The organism is Shewanella chilikensis (assembly GCF_002836945.1).
In the GTDB taxonomy this organism is placed as follows: Bacteria; Pseudomonadota; Gammaproteobacteria; order Enterobacterales; family Shewanellaceae; genus Shewanella; species Shewanella chilikensis.
The window spans coordinates 85,990-107,796 of record NZ_NIJM01000009.1 but is presented as its reverse complement, the minus strand read 5'-3'; the positions used below and the strand labels follow the sequence as shown (position 1 = coordinate 107,796).

The 21,807-nt window shown below is 53.2% G+C and carries 20 protein-coding genes; 17 read left to right on the top strand and 3 right to left on the bottom strand.

Annotated elements, in window-relative coordinates; all coding sequences use genetic code 11:
• Positions 1–49 precede the first annotated feature (49 nt).
• Positions 50–424: a PKD domain-containing protein gene (locus CX651_RS05235; protein ID WP_101054278.1), complete on the top strand. Its 375-nt coding sequence runs from the start codon at positions 50–52 to the stop codon at positions 422–424.
• Positions 425–494: 70 nt separating this feature from the next.
• On the opposite strand, the gene CX651_RS05230 is transcribed toward CX651_RS05235, so the two are convergent.
• Positions 495–1,073 carry a chorismate--pyruvate lyase family protein gene (locus CX651_RS05230; protein WP_101054275.1) on the bottom strand — a complete coding sequence of 193 codons (579 nt, stop codon included), beginning with the start codon at positions 1,071–1,073 and terminating at the stop codon, positions 495–497.
• 105 nt (positions 1,074–1,178) lie between these two features.
• Between CX651_RS05230 and CX651_RS05225 the strand changes: the two genes are divergently transcribed.
• Both CX651_RS05225 and rlmF read left to right on the top strand, forming a co-directional pair.
• Positions 1,179–1,586, top strand: a complete 408-nt coding sequence (locus tag CX651_RS05225; protein ID WP_100143257.1) for a flagellar basal body-associated protein FliL — start codon at positions 1,179–1,181, stop codon at positions 1,584–1,586.
• Entirely contained in the window at positions 1,579–2,646 is a 1,068-nt protein-coding gene (rlmF, locus tag CX651_RS05220) for a 23S rRNA (adenine(1618)-N(6))-methyltransferase RlmF (protein ID WP_101054272.1), read from the top strand. Before CX651_RS05225 ends, rlmF begins: the two co-directional genes overlap by 8 nt.
• A gap of 42 nt (positions 2,647–2,688) precedes the next feature.
• Here the strand turns inward: rlmF and CX651_RS05215 are convergent, their stop codons facing one another.
• Together CX651_RS05215 and CX651_RS05210 are read right to left on the bottom strand one after the other, a co-directional pair.
• A complete protein-coding gene (locus CX651_RS05215; protein WP_039035141.1) occupies positions 2,689–3,594 on the bottom strand; it encodes a helix-turn-helix transcriptional regulator in 906 nt (301 codons plus the stop codon).
• A 24-nt stretch (positions 3,595–3,618) separates the two neighbouring features.
• Positions 3,619–4,449 (bottom strand): formate dehydrogenase accessory sulfurtransferase FdhD, encoded by an 831-nt coding sequence (locus tag CX651_RS05210; RefSeq protein ID WP_101054269.1) that lies wholly within the window; start codon positions 4,447–4,449, stop codon positions 3,619–3,621.
• A gap of 278 nt (positions 4,450–4,727) precedes the next feature.
• On the opposite strand from CX651_RS05210, the gene CX651_RS05205 reads away from it, so the two are divergent.
• The 14 genes from CX651_RS05205 to CX651_RS05140 all read left to right on the top strand — a co-directional run bounded on the left by CX651_RS05205 (position 4,728) and on the right by CX651_RS05140 (position 21,788).
• A complete protein-coding gene (locus CX651_RS05205) occupies positions 4,728–5,186 on the top strand; it encodes a DUF3305 domain-containing protein (RefSeq protein ID WP_101054266.1) in 459 nt (152 codons plus the stop codon).
• Entirely contained in the window at positions 5,186–5,812 is a 627-nt protein-coding gene (locus CX651_RS05200; protein ID WP_101054264.1) for a DUF3306 domain-containing protein, read from the top strand. Before CX651_RS05205 ends, CX651_RS05200 begins: the two co-directional genes overlap by 1 nt.
• A 150-nt stretch (positions 5,813–5,962) precedes the next feature.
• Entirely contained in the window at positions 5,963–7,627 is a 1,665-nt protein-coding gene (locus CX651_RS05195) for a 4Fe-4S binding protein (RefSeq protein WP_101054299.1), read from the top strand.
• A 10-nt stretch (positions 7,628–7,637) separates the two neighbouring features.
• Positions 7,638–8,294 carry a TorD/DmsD family molecular chaperone gene (locus CX651_RS05190; protein WP_039035144.1) on the top strand — a complete coding sequence of 219 codons (657 nt, stop codon included), beginning with the start codon at positions 7,638–7,640 and terminating at the stop codon, positions 8,292–8,294.
• A gap of 75 nt (positions 8,295–8,369) precedes the next feature.
• Positions 8,370–8,567, top strand: a complete 198-nt coding sequence (locus tag CX651_RS05185; protein ID WP_025010612.1) for a twin-arginine translocation signal domain-containing protein — start codon at positions 8,370–8,372, stop codon at positions 8,565–8,567.
• Positions 8,568–8,585: 18 nt separating this feature from the next.
• Entirely contained in the window at positions 8,586–11,435 is a 2,850-nt protein-coding gene (locus CX651_RS05180) for a molybdopterin-dependent oxidoreductase (RefSeq protein WP_101054261.1), read from the top strand.
• A 27-nt stretch (positions 11,436–11,462) separates the two neighbouring features.
• A complete protein-coding gene (fdh3B, locus tag CX651_RS05175) occupies positions 11,463–12,059 on the top strand; it encodes a formate dehydrogenase FDH3 subunit beta (protein WP_039035146.1) in 597 nt (198 codons plus the stop codon).
• 45 nt (positions 12,060–12,104) lie between these two features.
• Positions 12,105–13,103, top strand: coding sequence for a formate dehydrogenase subunit gamma (locus tag CX651_RS05170; protein ID WP_039035147.1), 999 nt, complete (start codon positions 12,105–12,107; stop codon positions 13,101–13,103).
• Positions 13,104–13,475: 372 nt separating this feature from the next.
• Positions 13,476–13,673 carry a twin-arginine translocation signal domain-containing protein gene (locus tag CX651_RS05165; protein WP_101054258.1) on the top strand — a complete coding sequence of 66 codons (198 nt, stop codon included), beginning with the start codon at positions 13,476–13,478 and terminating at the stop codon, positions 13,671–13,673.
• 18 nt (positions 13,674–13,691) lie between these two features.
• Entirely contained in the window at positions 13,692–16,544 is a 2,853-nt protein-coding gene (locus CX651_RS05160; protein WP_101054255.1) for a molybdopterin-dependent oxidoreductase, read from the top strand.
• A 29-nt stretch (positions 16,545–16,573) separates the two neighbouring features.
• The gene (gene fdh3B, locus CX651_RS05155; protein ID WP_025010615.1) at positions 16,574–17,143 is read left to right on the top strand and encodes a formate dehydrogenase FDH3 subunit beta; all 570 of its coding nucleotides are present in this window, start codon (positions 16,574–16,576) and stop codon (positions 17,141–17,143) included.
• A gap of 53 nt (positions 17,144–17,196) precedes the next feature.
• Positions 17,197–18,177, top strand: a complete 981-nt coding sequence (locus CX651_RS05150) for a formate dehydrogenase subunit gamma (protein ID WP_101054252.1) — start codon at positions 17,197–17,199, stop codon at positions 18,175–18,177.
• Positions 18,178–18,606: 429 nt separating this feature from the next.
• Positions 18,607–20,193, top strand: a complete 1,587-nt coding sequence (locus tag CX651_RS05145; protein ID WP_101054249.1) for a methyl-accepting chemotaxis protein — start codon at positions 18,607–18,609, stop codon at positions 20,191–20,193.
• A 257-nt stretch (positions 20,194–20,450) separates the two neighbouring features.
• Positions 20,451–21,788 (top strand): coproporphyrinogen III oxidase family protein, encoded by a 1,338-nt coding sequence (locus CX651_RS05140; RefSeq protein WP_101054246.1) that lies wholly within the window; start codon positions 20,451–20,453, stop codon positions 21,786–21,788.
• Positions 21,789–21,807 lie beyond the last annotated feature (19 nt).

Below are 21,807 nucleotides of genomic sequence, written 5' to 3'. Positions count from 1 at the left end.
GAGTTGCGGATACGAATTGTCTTCCTAAGACGCTTGGCCTCCGACTTCCGTGACCAGCTTGCAACTGACTGTCAGCATTCCTCTGTCGGCGCTGTTCGATATCAGTGGTACAGGTTTAACCGTGCAGTTCAATAATCTCAGCCGCGGTGGCAGCGGAGAACTCAGTTATCAGTGGGACTTTGGTGATGGCCAGAGCAGCACAGTTGCTTCTCCCTCGCATACCTACAGTGCGGCGGGCAGCTACAGTGTGCGCCTGACAGTGACTGACTCACAGAATAATCAGAGCAGTAATAGTCGCACCTTGGTGGTCTCCAACCCGGTTGTGCCCAATACGACTGAAAGCAGTTCCGGCGGCGGTGGCGGTAGTCTCGGCAGCCTGAGCCTATTGGGGCTGGCGCTGATCGCCTGGCGGCGCAGGCGTTGACAGAATAAGGGACGCTTTGGCGTCCCTTGTATGTTTTGGGGAATTCAAGAGAGGGATTACAAGCCCTTGTTCAAGGCGTAAGTTGGCCTTGATGGATGGCGGCAACCGCCGCCGGCAGGAAGATTTCACCGACAATCAGTTGCTGCTCCTGAAAGTGAAAATAACGTCTTCTGCCCCAGATAGCCTCTGTGGTAGGTTGCGACAGTGAATCTGCGAGGGAAGCGACCCGTGAATGGTTATCGAAGCAGGCAACCTCTATAGCGCCGGGTTCAAAGCCGATATCACCAAATAACAATTCTCCCAAGGGGCGAGTACCCAACTTACCCAGTCTCTGCTGTTGCTCCAGCAGCTTTGCCGGGATCAGGGTGCGGCCAAAGACCCAGGGAGTCCCGTCCAGGCAGAGCAGCACTTCTCTGATCCAGATGGCTTTGTGCTCCTTACCCTGCCATTCCTGAGCTGCGGTGGGCAGCATGGCTTCGCCGAGCAGTTTGACCTCAAAGTGATTGCAGCAACTTTTGAGTCTCTTGGTGAGACTGCCGGTCGCCAGTAGCCAATCATGCAATGGCGCTGCGGGGAGTTGTTGTAATTGCTCTGGCGAAAACCACTGAATTGATTCACCATAAGGAAAGCTTAAACTGGTCACACTCATCGGATACCCGGTACAATATTACAACTCGGGAGTCTATCACGCTTGCCCACAAGCAGATAGATCGCAAGGGGCGTCTGCACAAGTCACGGGAGCTGGAAACTCAATATGAAACGCATTTTGACACTGTTGTTTTTTATGCTGGCCGGCATGTTGCAGCCTGTGATGGCGGCCGATGAAAAGCCTGCCGAAGATACCTATGCCTATTATGGCTTTGAACCTGAAATAGTGACCAACTATATCTCCAACCGCAAGAAGTTGGGGTTTGTACGCATCAGTGTTGAGCTGATGGTGAAAGATCCCCAGGACTTGGTAGCCTTGCAACACCATGATCCCCTGCTGCGAGCCGCGATAGTGGAGATTCTCGGTAATCAACCCGAGGACAGGGTCAAGTCGCTTACCGGCAGAGAAGAGATCCGCCGTGAATGTTACGACACAGTCAATCGTTTGCTGGAGCAGGAAACCGGTCGGGCACTGGTGGTGAATCTGCTGTTTACCAAGTACCTGTATGACTGAGGTAACAAAGCGTCGGCTCAACGCTTCGAAAGGCAAGGCCTGGGCCGAGGTAAAGAAAAAGCCGCAAAAGACGACTCAAAAAGCCGGCAAAACCTTGGTTAAAACGGGCGGAAAAGCCAAGAACAAGGGCTTGCACCCGCGCAACCTGCACCGCCAGGGCTATGACTTTGCTGCTCTGGCCGCCAGTTACCCTGCGCTCGCGCCTCACCTTATCACCAGAGACTATGGCCAGGTTTCGATTCCCTTTGCCGAACCGCAAGCTGTCTTGGCCCTCAATGCCGCCCTATTGCAGCACCATTACCATATCCAGGACTGGCAGTTGCCTGAGGGCTATCTGTGCCCGCCAATTCCCGGACGAGTAGACTATTTGCACCATATCGCCGATCTGCTGGCCGAAGGCGGTAAAATCCCCCAAGGCCGGCGTATTCGCGGCCTGGATATAGGCACGGGAGCCAATGGCATCTACCCCTTGCTTGGCTCAAGTGTCTACGGCTGGCAGTTTGTCGGCGCCGATATCAACCCTGTGGCGCTGGACAATGTCGCCGGCGTTTTGCAGCACAATCCCAAGCTGACTGGTGCCATTGAACTGCGACTGCAACCCGAACCGGAACAGATATTTCATGGTCTTTTGCAGGCGGGGGAGTGTTTTGACTTCAGCCTCTGTAATCCGCCGTTTCATGCCTCGGCCGCCGATGCCCGCAGTGGCAGCGAACGCAAGCAGCGCAATCTGGCGGCAAGTCGCGGCGAGCAACATCAGCGTCAGGAGCATAAACTGAACTTTGGCGGCTGTCAGGCCGAGCTTTGGTGCGATGGCGGCGAGTTGGGCTTCTTACTGAGGATGATTCACGAAAGTCGCGAATATGGTGGACAAGTGCTGTGGTTTTCTTCCTTGGTGTCCAAGAGTGACAACCTCAAACCCTGTCAACAGGCGTTAACGCGGCTTGGCGCCAAAGAGGTCAAGATATTGGAGATGCAACAGGGCAATAAGCAAACCCGGGTGTTAGCCTGGAGTTTCTTCGATGCAGCCGCCAGACTTCAGTGGTGGAAGTTCAAGGCTTGAGGCCCGCCAAAGGCAGACCTCAAATTGGATTGAAAATCCGATCTACTCCGGACTCCACAGCAACCGGCCGCAATCGGTGAGATCGTAACCACCGAGCAGAGCGGCCATCTGCCGGGTGTGGCTACCGCCGAGCATCTTGAACAGCTGCTGTAATTGACGGCGGAAATAGATCCCCTGCGGCATGACAAAGTCGAAGGACTCTGTCACCAAGGGCACAAAGCTCAAGCCACTTTCCATGGCGACCGCCTGACAACCAAAGCCGATATCGGCATCACCCCGGGCAATATACCCGGCCAACTCCCTTTCACTGAAGGCGGTGAGTACTGAGTTGAGCTGCTCAAGCTTGGCACCCTGCTTCAACAGCCAATGTTCCAGATGTTGCTGGCTGCCGGCACCGCCCTGGCGGGTGACCCAGCGCCAGGAGAGTTGCAACACCTTGCTCTCTTCCTGACACCTGTGGTGCATATCCGGCCGCACTATCAACCCCTGCTGGCGGTTATAGCCGTGAACCATGATCCATTGCTGGTGGTTGGGATACCCCTTCAGCAACGCCGTATGACGAATATTACGCTCTTCCAAACTGCCCCAATGTAAGGTACAGACATCGGCATAGCCCTTGGACAAGAGCTCCAGCCCCAGGCGGGAACCTGTAGCGCTGTAGCTAATAAGTTCTCGACTGCCTACCTGGGCCATCAGCCTGGCCACCTGCATCGATAACAAGGGGTCATCACTGCCGGTGATCAGCAAGCGATCTGTCAACATGCCACTGTGGCAGGAGTCCATGATCCAACGGTCGATTAGTATCTTTGGAAACAGCCACTTACCTGTGATTTTGGTCGCCGGTAGCATACGCTCATTGGCCATGGCATAGACCTTTTTTTCATTGAGGTCCAGATACTCGGCCACCTGCTTGGCGCTCATATAGACAAGTTCACTGGGCTCCGTCATCACTTCTCCTTGGTATCTTGGGTATCAGCGTGGATTGCTGGCATCAAACTCAATATTCTCGGCGCCATTGTACACCAGGAAATGGCGTCCCTTGGCACGGGCGACCATGGTGATCCCCAACTTCTGCGCCAATTCCAGGCCCATCTGGGTAACACCGCTGCGGGACAAAAGCACAGGGATCCCCATCTTGGCAACCTTGATAACCATCTCGGAAGTAAGCCGTCCCGTGGTGTAGAAAATCTTGTTGTCGCCTCTGTCCTGCTCCAGCCACATCTCCCCGGCCAGAGTATCCACCGCATTGTGGCGGCCAACATCTTCGACAAAGGACTTTATCTTATCCGCTTCACACAGACCACAGCCGTGAACAGCACCGGCATTCTTGTAAGTCTGATTGTATTCACTGATGTTTTTCAACAGGGAGTAGAGCATGCTCTGCTTCAGTTTCGGCTGCGGCAGGACTATGTCGTCCAACCCTTCCATAAAGCCGCCGAATACCGTGCCCTGGCCGCAGCCTGTGGTGACCGTCTTGTCGGCCAGTTTGGCATCCAGATCCTCAGTCTGCTCCCGGGTGATCACGGCCGCGGAAGCCACATCCCAGTCAACAATCACAGATTCCAGTTGCGAAACATCATTAATAAAACCTTGATTCTTAAGGTAACCCAGTGCCAGAGCCTCGGCTCTTGCGCCCAAGGTCATCAGGGTGACTATTGGTCGCCAGTTGAGGTAAACCGTCAGCGGCCTTTCACAGGCGACATACTTCTCCTGCAGTTGGCCATTTTCATCGACCGCAGTTACGGCAATGGTCAAAGGTACCTGGGTATTGGTCTTGATCAATTGGGGTTTGGCACGGGTCATTATTAAACCTTCATAGAGAGCATGGGCCACAGCATAGCAATATTTATACCGTCACAGGGTTCAGGCTGCAAAATGCGTGATCCGCAGCAAGCGTCGACAATACCCAGGTCATGAATGTCCCAAACCAGATTACATATTGGACAAAATGTCCTACTTTTAGCCTTAAATAGATGATCAAGTTCAAACTTATTTCTCATATGGCAACTGGCACTAAAATTGCAATGTCATAGAGGTCTTACTTATGCCCGAAAATAATCCCATCGGGAGGGAGAGTCAGTATGCAACATTCCGAAAGCGTATGGCCCATGTACGTTTCACTGAAAAAAGTGGAGAAACAGGTCGGTCGTTGGACATCCATCAGCTGGGAGCTGGACCAAATCGTGCCCGCCACTCATGAGGCGCCGCCCGGATCCAAGCTGGTTCTACTGGAGTTATTTCGTGATGAGCGTGCCAGTTACCGCCTTAATCTGGATATGGACAATCCCATGCTTTACATCGTCTGTGACGAAGATGTCGAGGGCAACTGGATCCCGGCCGCCATCTCCGCCGACCAAAATGTCGCAGCCGGCTGTCTCGAAGGGGATACCCCAGTGCTGAACATGCCGATGCCGGAGGCGATTGCCTGCTGGATTGAAGCCTTTATAACCCGTCACGGTGAAGTGGAAATCACCGCCCACAGGCGCAAACATGTTAACCGCCGCAAGGAATTGGCCGAAGACAACATTCGGAGGCACTAATGGCCGAAAAGAGTGGATTCCTGAGCCGTTGGGCACTGCGCAAACAACAGGTACTGGACGGTGAAACTCCTGTCGATGAACCGCTGCAAGAAACACCTCCCCAAGCGGAAATTGTGGCAGAGGCAGAGCCGGAAACTCAGGCTGCGCTCGAAACTCTGTCAGAGCCTGAGTCGCAGGAAGAAAAACTGCTGACCGCCGAAGACTTGCCCGACCCCAACGGTATCGAGGTTGGCGGCAGTTTCGCCAGCTTTATGGCCAAAAATGTCGACCCGGCTGTCAAGACCGCTGCACTGCGCACCCTGTGGAAGCAACCTCACTTCAATGAAATCGACGGCTTACTCGAGTACGCACTCGATTACAGCAACCAGCCCAAGCTAACCGCTGAAGCCTCTGCAGAATTGGCCAAGAAAGTTTTCCGTCACGTACTGGAAAAAGAGGAGCCGGAAGAAGCAGAAGAAGCCTTAGCCGAAGCCGATGCTTCCCTAGAAGATGCCGAGGTCGACACGCCACAGTTAGCCGAGCAATCTGCGCCACAGTCGCCGGCGGACAATTTGGACGGGGAAATGACGGCAGAAGCCCAAAATGCCTCAGATACAGTGGCAGAAACTCATAAGCCGGTTGTTTGACGTCAGTTTAACAGCCTTTAATGCCCATAAATTTGGTATGTGAATTGCTGTATTCAGGCTATAGCAAGCTGTAAATCAATAATAAAAGCAGCAAGATAAAGAATACGGCCACCGCCATAAACTGTTCAGGAACGCAAAGTGAACAATAGTGTGAGCAATAATCCCGCCCAGCAAGCGCTGCGGCAGGTGCGTCGTGAGGTCAGCCAGCAGACTCAGATTCTGCAAAACCTGATCCCACCGACCGTAAGTTACACCACAGAGGGGAATGTCCTGGTGATAGGCCCTGAAGATCTGGCCCGGCTGGCGGCAGACAAACTGTCTGCCATGGCCGGCAGAGTGATCTTGGCCAATGAGCCGATCACCAGCCAGGAAGAGGCCCACCTCGAAGCCGTAATGGCTGCCGCCGAAGAGGTTGAGAGCTACTACAACAAGCTGATTGGCATCAAAGGCTTCCTCGGTCAATTCCAGGTGAGTGTCGAACATGACAACGGCGCCGCCGAGCTCAGTGTGGTTGCTCTGCGCAAGCCGCATTTTGACCTGATCCTCGACCTGAGCCGGGAGCCGCAAATTCAGTTGGAAATGCTGCCACCCGGCTATTTCTATGTGGGTCAGGACCCGCAGAAACTGGCCGAAGCCTTGCAAGAGTTGCCCCAGATGATCGGCCAGTTTGACAAGCCGCGCTATGTCAAGGTCAACGCCGATCTCTGTGCCCACAATCGCAACGGCAATAATGGTTGTAACCGCTGCCTCAACTTCTGTCCGGCCGATGCTATCAAGAGCGTGGCCAAGCAGATTGAGATAGACCCTTATCTGTGCCACGGCGCCGGCAGTTGCACCAATGCCTGTCCAACCGGGGCCATTGCCTACGACCAGCCAACCCCTCAGGCGCTGCATTCATACCTGAATAAGTTGATTTCCCGCTTCCGCGAGCAAGCCCAAACCGCGCCTGTAGTTCTGTTCCACGACATGGGACAGGGCGGCGCCTTGATCAATGACGAGTTGCCGGGCGAGGTTCTCCCTGTGGCACTGGAAGAAGTCACTGTGGCCAGCATGGATCACTGGATGGCTTCTCTGGCTTGGGGAGCGCGCCAGGTGTTGATCCTCAACACCAGCGCTACGGCCCCTACCCTGACCCAAATGCTCAAGGGCGAACTGGGATTGGCCAATGCCATTTTGGATGAGATGGGACAGCCTCAAAGGATTCGGGTTATCGACGAAGCCGAGCTTGCCAATCTCTGGCCTATACTGGATGTAAGTCTGGACTGGCCCGTGATAGTACCTGCTGTGCTCTCTGAGGGTAACAAGCGCACCCAGCTGTACGCTGCTATCGACCATCTCAATGAGCAAGCAGCCAATGTTGATACTCAACTGACCATGGGCAATATCCCCTATGGCCTGGTGAATATCAATGCCGACAAGTGCACCTTGTGTATGTCCTGTGTCGCGACCTGCCCTACCCAGGCGCTGACCGACGGTGGCGACACTCCGGCACTGTATTTTGTCGAGCAGGATTGTGTGCAGTGTGGCCTATGTGAGGCTGCCTGCCCGGAGAAGGTGATCAGCCTGACTCCTCAGGTCAATCTGGATAAGGCTGCACGGCAGCAGCGCCGGATCCTGAAAGAAGAAGCTCCGTTCGAATGTATTCGTTGTGGAGCGCCGTTCGCGACCCAGTCTATGGTGCACCGGATGCTGGATATGGTCGGAAGCCACAGCGCTTTCAGCGCCAACATAGAGCGCTTAAAGATGTGTGGTGATTGCCGGGTGAAGGATATGTTTGAAGACATACTCCAGGATCCGGAAAAGCAACTGAGATAAGAGATCCGCTATGACCGAAACAGTAAGAGAAGTATCAGAAAACGATCAGCTTAGAGCAGATATCTATCAGCTGCTGGCGGCGCTGTTAAGGCGCCACCCCAGCCCGGAATTGCTGAGTTTTCTTGGCGACCTCGAAGTCGACGCCAATGACGACAGTGAGATGACCAAGGCCTGGTTGGCGCTCAAGTTGGCGGCCGTACAATTCGACAGTAACCAGCTGGAAGATGAGTATTTCAACATCTTCCTCGGCGTAGGCTCAGGGGAAATCCTGCCCTACGGTAGCTGGTTTATGACAGGTTCGCTGATGGACAAGCCCTTGGCTCTGCTGCGTCAGGACCTGATGCAACTGGGCTTCGAGCGCGAAGAAAATGTCAAGGAACCGGAAGATCATGTCGCCGCTCTGTGCGAGGTAATGGGCATACTGCTGCTGGAAGCTCCGGCCCACCAGCAACTGGCCTTCTACCGCCGCCATATCGGCAGCTGGATCATACGTTTCTTCGATACCTTGTCCCGTTGTCCCTCCGCCGCGTTTTACGCCGTGGTGGCACAACTCGGCCGGGCCTTCTTTGAAACCGAAATCAATGAGTTTGAACAGCTGGTGCTGAGCACGCCTGTGGTGGAAACCCCGGCGGTACAGATCCAGCCCAAAGCCAGCGAGCTGGCCTGAGAATTTGTCCGTGGCAACACGGGCTAAAGCATGCGGGGGAGTTTCCCCCGTCTACCTTCAACACGAGGAGACACTATGAAGAAGCAAGCTTCCGACATGGGTCGTCGTCAACTGCTCAAGGCATTGGCGATCGGCAGTGCGGCAGGCGCGGTTGCGACTGTCAGTGGTCAAGCCTTGGCGGCCAAGCCTGAAGCACCAGAAGTGCCAAAGGGTGAGGGCTACCGTGAGACTGACCATGTGCGCAATTATTACGCCTCACTGCGTAACAAATAACGATAAGGAGAGTATGTGATGCGATTAACCCGCAAAACAGACCAGGCCGCGGTGGCTGCAAAGCCCGCTCTGGGTCTGAATCGTCGTCAGTTCCTTAAGTCTGCCGGTTTGGCTACCGGTGGGATTGCCGCAGCATCTATGCTGGGCGCAGGAATGATGCGTAAAGCCGAAGCCAAAGATATTCCTCACGATGCCCCAACCGAAGTGAAGCGTACTATCTGCTCTCACTGTTCAGTAGGTTGTGGTATTTACGCCGAAGTGCAAAACGGTGTTTGGACCGGGCAGGAACCTGCCGTGGACCATCCATTCAACCGCGGTGGTCACTGTGCCAAGGGCGCGTCACTGCGTGAGCACGGCCATGGTGAGAAACGTCTCAAGTATCCAATGAAACTCGAAGGCGGTAAGTGGAAACGTCTCAGCTGGGAGCAGGCTATCAATGAAGTCGGCGACAAGATGCTGAAGATCCGCGAAGAATCCGGCCCTGACTCTGTGTACTTCATGGGTAGTGCCAAGTTCTCCAACGAACAGTCTTACCTGTACCGCAAACTCGCAGCCATGTGGGGCACCAACAACGTCGACCACTCGGCGCGTATTTGTCACTCTACCACTGTAGCCGGTGTGGCCAACACCTGGGGCTATGGTGCGCAAACCAACTCCTTCAACGATATGCACAATGCCAAGTGCATGCTGTTTATCGGCTCCAACCCCAGTGAAGCTCACCCTGTGGCGATGCAACACATTCTGGTAGGTAAAGAGCGCGGTGCCAAAGTCATAGTGGTTGATCCACGTTTCACCCGTACTGCAGCTAAGTCTGACGAGTACGTGCATATCCGTCCCGGTACCGACATTCCTTTCATCTACGGTCTGCTGTGGCATATCTTCGAAAACGGCTGGGAAGATCAGAGCTTTATCGATCAGCGTGTGTACGGCATGGAACGTATCCGCGAAGAGGTGAAGAAGTACAACCCTGCCGAGGTTGAGCATGTTGCCGGTGTCGGTGAAGCTCAAATGCGTCGCGTCGCCAAGATGATGGCCGAGCACAAGCCCGGCACTATCGTTTGGTGTATGGGTGGTACTCAGCACCACGTGGGTAACGCCAATACCCGTGCTTACTGTATCCTGCAGTTGGCCCTGGGTAACATGGGTGTTTCCGGTGGTGGTACCAACATCTTCCGTGGTCACGACAACGTACAGGGCGCCACTGACTTTGGTCTGCTGTTCGATAACCTACCTGGCTACTATGGTCTGACTTCCGGCGCCTGGGCGCATTGGTGCAATGTGTGGGATCTGGATCCTGCCTGGGTCAACAGCCGTTTCGATCAGGGCGAGTATCTGGGCCAGAAGCCACAGACTTCAGCCGGTATCCCTTGTTCCCGCTGGCACGACGGTGTGCTGGAAGACAAGAACAAGATTGCCCAGAAAGACAATATCCGTCTGGCCTTCTTCTGGGGTCAGTCAGTCAACACCGAAACCCGTGGCCGTGAGGTGCGTGAAGCACTGAACAAGATGGACACTGTGGTAGTCGTTGACCCATTCCCAACCATGGCCGGTGTTATGCACCAGCGTAAAGATGGCGTCTACCTGCTGCCAGCAGCGACTCAGTTCGAAACCTATGGTTCTGTGTCAGCTTCCAACCGTTCACTGCAGTGGCGTTCTCAGGTCATCGACCCTCTGTTCGAGTCGCTGCCTGACCATGTGATCATGTACAAGTTGGCCAAAAAGTGGGGCGTTGAGAAAGAGTTCTGTAAGCACATCAAGGTCAACGGTGAAGAGCCGTTGGTTGAAGATGTCACCCGCGAGTTCAACCGCGGTATGTGGACCATAGGTTACACAGGTCAGAGCCCTGAGCGTCTGAAGATGCACCAAGAAAACTGGGGTACCTTCGACTTCGATACCCTCGAAGCACCCGGCGGCCCGGCCAAGGGCGAAACTTATGGTCTGCCATGGCCATGTTGGGGCACACCTGAGATGAAGCATCCAGGTACTCAAATCCTCTATCGTACCGACCGTGAAGTCCGCAACGGCGGTGGTAACTTCCGTGCCCGTTACGGTGTTGAGCACAATGGCAACAACATACTTGCCGAAGGTTCCTTCTCCAAAGGCAGTGAGATTCAGGACGGTTACCCTGAGTTCACCGACAAGATGCTCAAGCAGCTGGGTTGGTGGGATGACCTGACCGAAGAAGAGAAGAAACACGCCGAAGGCAAAAACTGGAAAACCGATATTTCCGGTGGTATTCAGCGTGTGGCCATAGCTCACGGCTGTATCCCTTATGGTAACGCCAAGGCTCGTTGTATCGTATGGAACTTCCCGGACGACATTCCGTTGCACCGTGAACCTCTATACACGCCTCGTCGTGACCTGGTCGCCAAGTACCCCACCTACGAAGACCGTATGGTGGCGCGTCTGCCGACCCTGTACAAGTCAATTCAGGACAAGGACTTCTCCAAAGACTTCCCGCTGGCACTGACCTCTGGTCGTCTGGTGGAATATGAAGGCGGTGGTGAAGAAACCCGTTCCAACCCTTGGTTGGCCGAGTTGCAGCAGGAGATGTTTATCGAGATCAGCCCAGGAGATGCTGCCGACCGCGGTCTACGCGATGGCGACGATGTTTGGGTACACAGCCCAGAAGGCGCCAAGATCAAGGTCAAGGCCATGGTAACGCCACGGGTGATCAACGGTGAATGTTTCATGCCGTACCACTTCGCCGGTATCTTCGAAGGCGAGAGCCTGGTGAAGAATTATCCGGAAGGTACAGTTCCTTACGTTCAGGGTGAATCGGCCAACACGGTTCTGACTTATGGCTATGATGTGGTGACACAGATGCAGGAAACCAAATCCAGCCTGTGCCAGATCACCAAAGCCTAACCGTACTTGATGAGGAGATAAGCCATTATGGCAGTCATGAAATTCTTATGTGACACCAAGCGCTGCATCGAGTGTAACGGTTGCGTCACAGCCTGTAAAAACGAAAACGACTCCGCGCTCGAGTGGGGTATCCAGCGTCGCCGCGTGGTAACCATCAATGATGGCCAGCCCGGTGAAGCGTCCATTTCAGTTGCCTGTATGCATTGTACCGACGCGCCTTGTATGGCCGTGTGTCCTGCAGACTGCTTCTACCGCACTGACGATGGCATAGTGCTGCACAACAAAGATACCTGTATCGGTTGTGGTTACTGCTTCTATGCCTGTCCTTTCGGGGCGCCTCAGTTCCCGAAAAAGACCGCCTTCGGCAGTCGCGGCAAGATGGATAAATGTACATTCTGTGCCGGTGGTCCAGAGGAAAACTTCTCTGAAGCCGAGCGCAAGAAGTACGGTGCCAACCGTATCGCCGAAGGTAAGCTGCCTATGTGTGCCGAGCTTTGCTCCACCAAGGCGCTGCTGGCCGGTGACGCGGAAGTGGTATCCAACATCTATCGTGAGCGGATGGCCGCCCGGGGTAACCCTGATGTAATTTGGGGCTACAATCCCAAGACCGGTGAGATCAACTGAGACAGAGCGAGGGTGGGCTAAGGCCCACCCTGACGAGGAGTGACTATGTTAATCAAATCACTGCGCAGTCTGTTCGCTCTGCTGGTATTGGTTGCCGGGCTGGGGTTTGCTTCCACAGCCATGGCCGCCGATGAACAGTCGAGCCAGCAACAGGCGCAAACCAGTGAGGCCGATCTTTGGCGCGCGGTAAAATCCGGTGAATCCGGCTATACCACAGCTAAAGGCGTTGAAACCGGCGTGCTGATCAACGTGGCCGGCAATCAGGGCAAGGAGCTGCGCAATCAGTACCTGACACCCGTTATGGCAATAGCCGTAGTCGGCGTGTTTGGGGCGTTCGTGCTCTTTTACCTGGTGAATGGCCCATCCAAGCTGCATCACGGCTTTTCCGGTAAGTTGGTGTTCCGCTGGAGTAAGGCAGACCTGATTATCCACTGGGTAGTGGCGATCAGCTGTCTTATCCTGATCTTCACCGGGCTCAACATCATGTTGGGCAAGCATGTGCTGCAACCCTATGTCAGTGGCGATATTTGGGCAGCACTGATCTATGGCTCCAAGACGATCCACGACTGGGTCGGGCCACTGTTTATCGTCTCCTGGGCGGTACTGGTGGTGAAATGGATGCCGGATCAGCTGTTCAAGAGCTATGACCTCAAGTGGTTCATGCTGGTGGGAGGCTACATCAACTTCGGCCCCTTCAAGGGTAAGCACCCGGATTCGGGTTTTGCCAACGCCGGTGAGAAGATGTGGTTCTGGACCCTGGCCATTTTCGGTCTGTTTATCAGCATTTCCGGCATCATGATGGTGTTGCCCAACCTGGATTTGCCCCGCGAAGCCTCGATGGCGGCGCTGTTGGTGCATGGTATCAGTGCAATTCTGATCATCGCCTTCACCATAGTGCATATCTGGATGGCGACCGTACTGTCCGAGGGCGGTATGGAGTGTATGAAGTCCGGTTACTGTGATGAAAACTGGGCGATGCAGCACCACAATGTCTGGTACGACGAAATCAAGGCCAACGGTACGCTCAAATATCGAGAGAATTGAGCCCCTGAGCTGATTTAAGACTGCAAACACCCCGGCCTGCCGGGGTGTTTTTTTATGATCTGTTTTTTAACATTATTTACTTCAGAATCCACACTCTCCTGATACTTTCGCTATTTTCCTTTTATTGAAAGTTTGAAGCAGTTAACGCTTTGAACAGCCGCTCCCATGGGGCTTACATTCAAACTGTCCCAGATCAAAACCCATACTCTTGCAAAGCCTTATATTGCCCATGCTTAAAGAAGGACTCCATTCATATATAACGGATTTTTTACCTTTTTTGTACATAAGCGCAGCTTGAGTTGTTAATAGGCTGGAGTGCACAAAAAAGAGTCGAGTCACCCGCAGTGCGGGGGAAAATTATCAGGAGCGAAGATGAAAGACCAGAAGCCAGATCTGAACCGCAGATCCCTGCTGAAGGCTATCACCATAGGCAGTGCCGCGGGTGCCGCGATTGCTGCAACAGGGGTGAGCGCCGCTCAGGCCAATGAGCCTGTTGAAGCGAAGTCCGCGACAAAGGGCTATCACGAAACAGCGCATATCCGCAGCTATTACAACAGCCTGCGTAGCTAATCCAGGAGATCTCAAGCGATGAAGTTAACTCGCACATCCAATGTCGCCCCTAAGGCCGACAAACCCAAACTGGGGATCAGCCGTCGTCAGTTTATGAAAAATGCCGGTATTACTGCCGGCGGTATTGCTGCCGCCTCTATGCTGGGTACCGGCATGATACGTCGTGCCGAAGCCAAAGATGTACCTCATGATGCGCCTATCGAAGTCAAACGCACTATTTGTAGTGCCTGTGCCGTAGGTTGTGGTTTGTATGCCGAAGTACAAAACGGTGTTTGGACTGGTCAGGAGCCTGCCTTCGATCACCCGTTCAACGCCGGTGGTCACTGTGCCAAAGGTGCTGCACTGCGCGAGCACGGCCATGGTGAGAAGCGTCTCAAGTATCCAATGAAGCTTGAAGGCGGTAAGTGGAAGCGTATCAGCTGGGATCAGGCCATCAACGAAGTTGGTGACAAGATGCTGAAGATCCGCCAGGAATCGGGTCCGGATTCTGTTTACTTTATGGGTAGTGCAAAGTTCTCCAACGAAGGCTGCTACATGTATCGTAAGCTGGCCGCCATGTGGGGTACCAACAACGTCGACCACTCTGCCCGTATTTGTCACTCTACCACTGTAGCCGGTGTGGCCAACACCTGGGGCTATGGTGCGCAAACCAACTCTTTCAACGACATTCAGAATGCCCGCGCCATCTTCTTCATTGGTGCCAACCCTGCAGAAGCACACCCTGTTTCCATGCAGCACATTCTGATCGCCAAAGAGAAGAACAATGCCAAGCTGATCGTGGTTGATCCACGCTTCTCCCGCACCGCGGCTCATGCCGATCTGCATTGCTCTATCCGTCCGGGTACCGACATTCCATTTATCTACGGTATGTTGTGGCATATCTTCGAAAACGGCTGGGAAGACAAGACCTTCATCAAAGAACGTGTGTTCGAGATGGAAACCATCCGTGCAGAAGCCAAGAAGTTCCCACCTAAAGAAGTGGCCAACATCACTGGCTGTAGCGAAGAATACCTGTACCAGGCCGCCAAGATGATGGCCGATAACCGTCCAGGCACTGTAGTTTGGTGTATGGGTGGTACCCAGCACCACGTAGGTAATGCCAACACCCGTGCTTACTGTATCCTGCAGCTGGCTCTGGGTAACATGGGTGTTTCCGGTGGTGGTACCAACATTTTCCGTGGTCACGATAACGTACAGGGCGCTACCGACCTGGGTCTGCTGTTCGATAACCTGCCAGGTTACTACGGCCTGACTACTGCGGCATGGCAACACTGGACCCACGTATGGGATCTGGATATGGAGTGGATGAAGAGCCGCTTCGACCAGGGTACTTACCTGGGCCGCGAACCTATGACGACTCCGGGTATTCCTTGTTCCCGTTGGCACGACGGTGTGTTGGAAGACAAGCAGAAGCTGGCACAGAAAGACAACGTGCGTTTGGCCTTCTTCTGGGGTCAGTCTGTCAACACTGAAACCCGTCAGCGCGACGTGCGTGATGCACTGGACAAGATGGATACAGTCGTTGTTGTTGACCCATTCCCAACTATGGCCGGTGTTATGCACCGTCGTAAAGATGGCGTCTACCTGCTGCCTGCCGCGACTCAGTTTGAAACCCGTGGTTCCATCTCCAACTCAGGCCGTTCTATCCAATGGCGTGAGCAGGTTATTGAGCCGTTGTTTGAGTCCAAGACAGATATTGAAATCATGTATCGTCTGGCACAGAAACTGGGCTTCGCCGAGCAGTACACCAAGCGTATCAAGAAAGAAAATGGTCTGCCTCTGATTGAAGACATCACCCGCGAAATCAACCGCGGTATGTGGACTATCGGTATGTCCGGCCAGAGCCCTGAGCGTATTAAGGCTCACACCATGAACTGGGGCACTTTCTCCAACAAAACTTTGGAAGCCGAAGGTGGCCCATGCAAGGGCGAAACCTATGGTCTGCCTTGGCCATGTTGGGGTACACCTGAGATGAAGCACCCAGGTACCCAGATCCTCTATAACACAAGCAAGCACGTCAAAGACGGTGGCGGTAACTTCCGTGCCCGTTACGGTGTGGAATATCAAGGCAAGAACCTGCTGGCCGAAGGCTCCTTCTCCAAAGGTGCTGAAATCCAGGACGGTTATCCTGAGTTCTCCGACAAGCTGCTCAAGCAATTGGGCTGGTGGGACGAGCTGACTGCTGAAGAGAAAGCCGAAGCCGAAGGCAAGAACTGGAAGACAGACCTTTCCGGCGGTATTGTCCGGGTTGCCGTCAAGCACGGTTGTATCCCATTCGGTAACGCCAAGGCCCGTTGTATCGTGTGGACCTTCCCTGATCAGGTGCCAGTACACCGCGAGCCGCTGTACACAGCCCGTCGCGATCTGGTAGCCAAGTATCCAACCTACGATGATATGCAAGTACATCGTCTACCGACTCTGTACAAGTCTATCCAGGAGAAAGATGTCAGTGGCAAGTACCCACTGGTACTGACTTCCGGTCGTCTGGTGGAATACGAGGGTGGTGGTGAAGAATCACGTGCCAACCCATGGCTGGCAGAGCTGCAGCAGGAGATGTTCGTTGAGATCAACCCTGGTGACGCTGCCGACCGCGGTATCCGTGACGGTGAGAAGGTATGGCTGGAAGGCGCCGAAGGCGGCCGCATTCTGGTTCAAGCCATGGTGACCCCAAGGGTTAAACCTGGTGTGACCTGGATGCCTTACCACTTTGCCGGGATCATGCACGGCGAGAGCCTGGAGCCCAACTATCCGGAAGGCACAGTGCCTTACGTATTGGGCGAATCCTGTAACACTGCGCTGACCTATGGTTATGACCCAGTGACTCAGATGCAGGAAACCAAGGCGTCGCTTTGTCAGATCGTCAAAGCATAAGTGCAGCTTAAGCGAGGAGAATTGCCACTATGGCTACAATGAAATTTCTGTGTGATACCAAGCGCTGCATTGAATGTAATGGCTGTGTCACCGCTTGTAAAAACGAAAACGACTCCGCTCTCGAGTGGGGTATCCAACGTCGCCGCGTGGTGACCATCAAGGATGGTCAGCCCGGCGAGGCCTCTATCTCTGTGGCTTGTATGCATTGCAGCGACGCGCCTTGTATGGCCGTATGTCCTGCCAACTGCTTCTACCGCACCGAAGACGGCATAGTGCTGCACAACAAAGATACTTGTATCGGTTGTGGTTACTGTCTCTATGCATGTCCATTCGGCGCACCTCAGTTCCCGAAATCAGGTGCCTTCGGCTCCCGCGGCAAGATGGACAAATGTACCTTCTGTGCCGGTGGTCCAGAAGAAAACCATTCGGACGCCGAGCGTCAGAAATACGGTGCCAACCGTATTGCGGAAGGCAAGTTGCCTATGTGCGCCGAACTCTGTGCAACCAAGGCCCTGCTGGCCGGTGATGCGGAAGTGGTTTCCGGCATCTACCGTGAGCGTGTGGCTTATCGCGGTGCCGAAAACGGCGCCTGGAAGTAACAGACGGCACGAATATCCGGCCCGGCTTAGCTGGGCCGGTGAGAGAGGTTAATATGAACAAATGGTTCAAACACATAGGCTTGGCTATTGCGCTCATGTTCAGCGCCATATGCTTCGCCAATGGTGCTGATGCACCAGTGGAACCACAAGCGAGCGATGCCCAGATCTGGGCTCAGCTCAAGGATGGGGCAACGGGTTATACGACATCCGACAGTCAGTTCCACAACCAGCCGATCAACACCTATGATCTGCGGGTACTGGAACTGCGCAGCGACTGGCTGGCTCCCGGGTTGATGCTGGCCCTGTTCGGTATGATCATCATCTTTGCCCTGTTTATCATGGTTAACGGTATTTCCAAACTGCACCATGGTTTCTCCGGCAAGATGGTACATCGCTGGTCCAAGTTTGATGTGAGCATTCACTGGCTGGGGGCGATTCCCTGCTTACTGCTGATCCTCACCGGCTTGGTGCTGCTGGCAGGGCGTTTCTTCTTCCAGCCGTATCTGGGTGAAGGCTTCTGGGCTTCTCTGGTGAATGGCGCCAAGCAAGTGCACGACGTGATGGCGATTCCCTTCATGTTCGGTTGGGCGCTGATGACGCTGTTGTGGGCCAAGAACCAGTTGCCCAAGATGTATGACGTCAAGTGGTTCATGGTAGTGGGTGGTTACATCAACTTCGGGCCTTTCAAGGGCAAACACCCTGATGCCGGCTTTGCCAACGCCGGTGAGAAGATGTGGTTCTGGGCCTTTGCTTTCTTTGGGCTGATCATCTCTGCTTCAGGCATGCTGCTGTTGTTCCCCAACCTGTTTGAACCCAGCCGTACCCTGAGCCTGATAGCTCTGATATTGCACTCAATCAGTGCCATCATCATCTGTGCCTTCTCCATAGTGCATATCTTCATGGCGACTGTTATGTCTGAGGGTGGTATGGAGTGTATGATTTCCGGTTACTGTGATGAAAACTGGGCAACTCAACACCACAACCTGTGGTATGACGAGATCAAGGCCAACGGTACTCTGAAATACAGAGACTAAGGTCAGCACTCACTCTACTGAAAAGCCGTGTCAACAGACACGGCTTTTTTATCAATAATGAAAAATATCAAGGTGATTTTTTTATATTCTGTACTTATGCCAGCTAAAGAGAAATATAAAGTTACTTTGTTGGCTTAAATCTTTAATTAACTGTTTTTTAAGATTAATTTATTTTAATCCAGCGCTTATTTTCCCAGCGGCAAACAGCGAAAAGTAACATAATTACACAACAATACAAAAAAGTGATTAACCGATATCCCCTTCAGACGCAAAAAATACACCCAAAACAAAACAAAAAGCTTTAAAGATAATTGCTTGAAAGCAATTTCGCTGTTTGTGGAAAATTGATTATTTAATCACCCACATGTAAAATACTTCTACAAACGTAACAAACTTACACAAACTCCCTTCACTCAATCAGATACCATCATGATCAATAATACTCGAACCAGCATGCTATCCATGCTGCCGTCTTTGCTGTCCAGTGTGCTACTGATAGTGATCGGCATCTTTGCTTATCGTGCATTTTTTCAACTCAATGACGTCAGTGAACGTCTGGTGAACAACAACAATCTGACTGAAACTTTCGCCGGGATCCGCGAAGAGTTCTATCAACTGCGACTGGCTTCCCTGGTGCACAACACTCAAGGGGTACGCATGCATCAGGATAAGGTGCATGACCTGATAGCCCGACTGAGCCAATTTGACACTGCCTTTATGAACGATGCCGGCGCGCGAATTGCCATCCTCAAACCAGGGATCGACAGATACACCCGCCTCTACTTCGATGAGTTGGCATTGGCCGAGCGAACCGACACAGAGCCGGTCCTGACGCCGATAAGGCGAGATCTGGGCCCTGAAGTAAGTGCCGAGATCAATCAACTGGTGGCGCAGATAACCAAGCGTAACCAGGAATTAGGTGAAATGACGGTTTCCGAGGTAGATGATGCCGAAGCCATTTTGCTCGGACTTATCCTGTTTGCCATAGTGACCTCCCTGCTGATGGCACTCTTAATGAGCCGCCATCTGGTGGCTATTGTCAGCCGGATCCAGCAATCTGTCGCCAGACTGGCGGTAGGGGATCTGACCCATAAGATAGGGATCCAGGGCAAGAATGAACTCTGCACTCTGGCGGCCGATCTGGATCAGCTCAGTGACAGATTACAAGCCATGATCCGCGAAATTGCCCAAGCTTCTGAACATATGGCGCAACAGGTCGGTGAGCTCAATGTGCAGTCTGAGTCCAACTCGGCCGCGTTGCAGGCCCACGCCTTGGAAACTGACCAGGTCGTCACTGCAGTTGAAGAAATGAGCGCTACCGCCCAAGGGGTTGCCAACGATGCTGCTTCAGCAGCGCAGTTGACCGATAAGGCCAGAGCTCAAGGAGATGAATCTCGTCAGGCGGTCGAACAGGCTTCCAACAATGTGATGGCGCTGGTCAGCGAGGTCGACTGTGCCTCCCAGACCATAGCCGAGATGGATGAGAGCACCCGCAGAATAGCCGGCGTACTGGACGTAATAGGTGAGATTGCCGAGCAAACCAACCTGTTGGCACTGAATGCGGCCATTGAAGCGGCCCGTGCTGGTGAACAAGGGCGCGGCTTTGCCGTAGTGGCCGATGAAGTCAGGGCATTGGCAGCACGCACCCAGGCCAGTACTTCAGAGATCAACAATATGTTGGAGCAGCTGCGTCAAGGCGCCGATTCTGCAGTCAATGCCATGAATCGTACCCGCCAAAGCTGTCAGGCAACGGCCGATACCACGACACTGGTGGCCGAAAGTCTGCAGGGGCTGACCGAGCATGTGTTTGATATCAATGGCCTCAGCACTCAGATAGCTACGGCCGCCGAAGAGCAGAGTTCAGTTTCTGAAGAGATTACCCGCAACCTCAGCGTTATTCGCGAAATGGTTGAGGAGCTGAATCAGAGCGGTAAAGCAACACTCGGCAGCACAGCGGCGCTGGCAGCCGCCAAAGATCAGCTCACCAGCGTGGTCAGACAGTTTAAGCTCAACTGAATATAAGGGGTCTAAGGACCCCTTTTTGTTGCCTGATGTAAAGACACCCCTCGAAAGGTTGATTTTTCATACGTTAATGCTAAAACATGATCTGCTTAACAAAACATCACTTCCGATACTGATAGGTATTGTTATCTTCTAGCCAGTTCACGTTTTGACTACTCCACAGGAGGTAGTCTACAAACAGCTGGCAGTACCTTGGAAATAATCTAACTGATTGTGGTATCTAAGGATTAGCAAAACTAACAGGAAGCCTTATGTCGTCAATTATCCAAACTCTCGATCGCCAACTGGTCACCCCATACCAAGCCAATATCACAGTACCCAACTGGATGCTGGGGGCTATGGAGCAGGTGATGCAGTACTATGTTGATAAGAACCTGAGGCTGGACACTATTTCTGCGGATGTGATGCCGGCACCGGTAGAGGGCAAGAAATACATGCTCTATGCCCATATCCCTTTCTGTCACACGCTTTGCTCTTACTGTACCTTCCATCGTTTCCTGTTCAAGGAAGACAAGGCCCGCGCTTATTTTGTGGCGCTACGTAAAGAGATGGATATGGTCAAGCAGTTGGGCTATGACTTCGAGTCCATGTACATAGGCGGCGGCACTACGACTGTGCTGGAAGATGAACTGGCGCGCACTATCGAGTATGCCAAGACCCTGTTCCCTTCCATCAAGGAAGTCTCCTGTGAATCGGACCCTCAGCACCTGGACAGCCCTGGTTTTAAACAACTCAAGGGCTTGGTTGACCGCATGTCCATCGGGGTGCAGAGCTTTAATGATGACATCCTCAAGATGACAGACAGGTTGGAAAAGTTCGGTACCGGCCAGCAGACATTCGACAAGATCATGGCCGCCAAAGAGCTGTTTCCTATTATCAATGTCGATCTGATCTTCGGTTTCCGCGGTCAGACAGACGAAGTGATCCAGCATGACTTGGATATGGCTTCCAGACTGGATCCACGCCAGATCACCACTTATCCCCTGATGATCACCCACCAGACCCGCAAGAGCGTCAAAGGGAAACTGGCAGCGCCGCAGGCCGATATGGCCAACCAGTACCGGATGATCCTCAATACCCTCAATGGCCAGTACAACCAGTTGTCGGCCTGGGCCTTTGGTAAGGCCAACGATGAGGGCTTTGACGAGTACGTTATCGACTACGACGAATATCTGGGTGTGGGTTCAGGCTCATTCAGTTTCCTCAACGATACCCTGCATGTGAATACTTTCTCGCTGCGCAAGTATCAGGAGCGGATCGCCAGCGGCAAGATGGGTGTTGAGCAGCAAAAGCAGTACAGCAAGAAAGATGTGATGCAGTATCGTTTCCTGCTGGGAATGTTCTCTGGCCGTCTATCACGCAAGTATTTCCGCGATACCTTTGGCGTTAATCTGGACACGGCGCTGTTCAAAGAGATGAGCTCGATGAAGCTGATTGGCGCCATCAAGAATGACCCTAAAAATCCGGATGAGCTGATCATTACCGATAACGGCAAGATGATGGGTCTGCTGATGATGAAAGAGTTTTACTCCGGTATGGATAATGTCCGGGCGCAGCTGCGTAAACCGCTGAAGCCTTGTGATATGTAAGCTTTGACTCAATCAATGA

Excerpts from the sequence above, each read along its gene's own strand:
- CX651_RS05145 (WP_101054249.1), top strand. The coding sequence starts at position 18,607 with ATGATCAATAATACTCGAACCAGCATGCTATCCATGCTGCCGTCTTTG.
- CX651_RS05180 (WP_101054261.1), top strand. The coding sequence starts at position 8,586 with ATGCGATTAACCCGCAAAACAGACCAGGCCGCGGTGGCTGCAAAGCCC.
- fdh3B (WP_025010615.1), top strand. The coding sequence starts at position 16,574 with ATGGCTACAATGAAATTTCTGTGTGATACCAAGCGCTGCATTGAATGT.
- CX651_RS05200 (WP_101054264.1), top strand. The coding sequence starts at position 5,186 with ATGGCCGAAAAGAGTGGATTCCTGAGCCGTTGGGCACTGCGCAAACAA.
- CX651_RS05165 (WP_101054258.1), top strand. The coding sequence starts at position 13,476 with ATGAAAGACCAGAAGCCAGATCTGAACCGCAGATCCCTGCTGAAGGCT.
- CX651_RS05140 (WP_101054246.1), top strand. The coding sequence starts at position 20,451 with ATGTCGTCAATTATCCAAACTCTCGATCGCCAACTGGTCACCCCATAC.
- CX651_RS05215 (WP_039035141.1), bottom strand. The coding sequence starts at position 3,594 with ATGACGGAGCCCAGTGAACTTGTCTATATGAGCGCCAAGCAGGTGGCC.
- CX651_RS05230 (WP_101054275.1), bottom strand. The coding sequence starts at position 1,073 with ATGAGTGTGACCAGTTTAAGCTTTCCTTATGGTGAATCAATTCAGTGG.
- CX651_RS05160 (WP_101054255.1), top strand. The coding sequence starts at position 13,692 with ATGAAGTTAACTCGCACATCCAATGTCGCCCCTAAGGCCGACAAACCC.
- rlmF (WP_101054272.1), top strand. The coding sequence starts at position 1,579 with ATGACTGAGGTAACAAAGCGTCGGCTCAACGCTTCGAAAGGCAAGGCC.
- CX651_RS05170 (WP_039035147.1), top strand. The coding sequence starts at position 12,105 with ATGTTAATCAAATCACTGCGCAGTCTGTTCGCTCTGCTGGTATTGGTT.
- CX651_RS05205 (WP_101054266.1), top strand. The coding sequence starts at position 4,728 with ATGCAACATTCCGAAAGCGTATGGCCCATGTACGTTTCACTGAAAAAA.
- CX651_RS05185 (WP_025010612.1), top strand. The coding sequence starts at position 8,370 with ATGAAGAAGCAAGCTTCCGACATGGGTCGTCGTCAACTGCTCAAGGCA.
- CX651_RS05210 (WP_101054269.1), bottom strand. The coding sequence starts at position 4,449 with ATGACCCGTGCCAAACCCCAATTGATCAAGACCAATACCCAGGTACCT.
- fdh3B (WP_039035146.1), top strand. The coding sequence starts at position 11,463 with ATGGCAGTCATGAAATTCTTATGTGACACCAAGCGCTGCATCGAGTGT.
- CX651_RS05225 (WP_100143257.1), top strand. The coding sequence starts at position 1,179 with ATGAAACGCATTTTGACACTGTTGTTTTTTATGCTGGCCGGCATGTTG.
- CX651_RS05150 (WP_101054252.1), top strand. The coding sequence starts at position 17,197 with ATGAACAAATGGTTCAAACACATAGGCTTGGCTATTGCGCTCATGTTC.
- CX651_RS05190 (WP_039035144.1), top strand. The coding sequence starts at position 7,638 with ATGACCGAAACAGTAAGAGAAGTATCAGAAAACGATCAGCTTAGAGCA.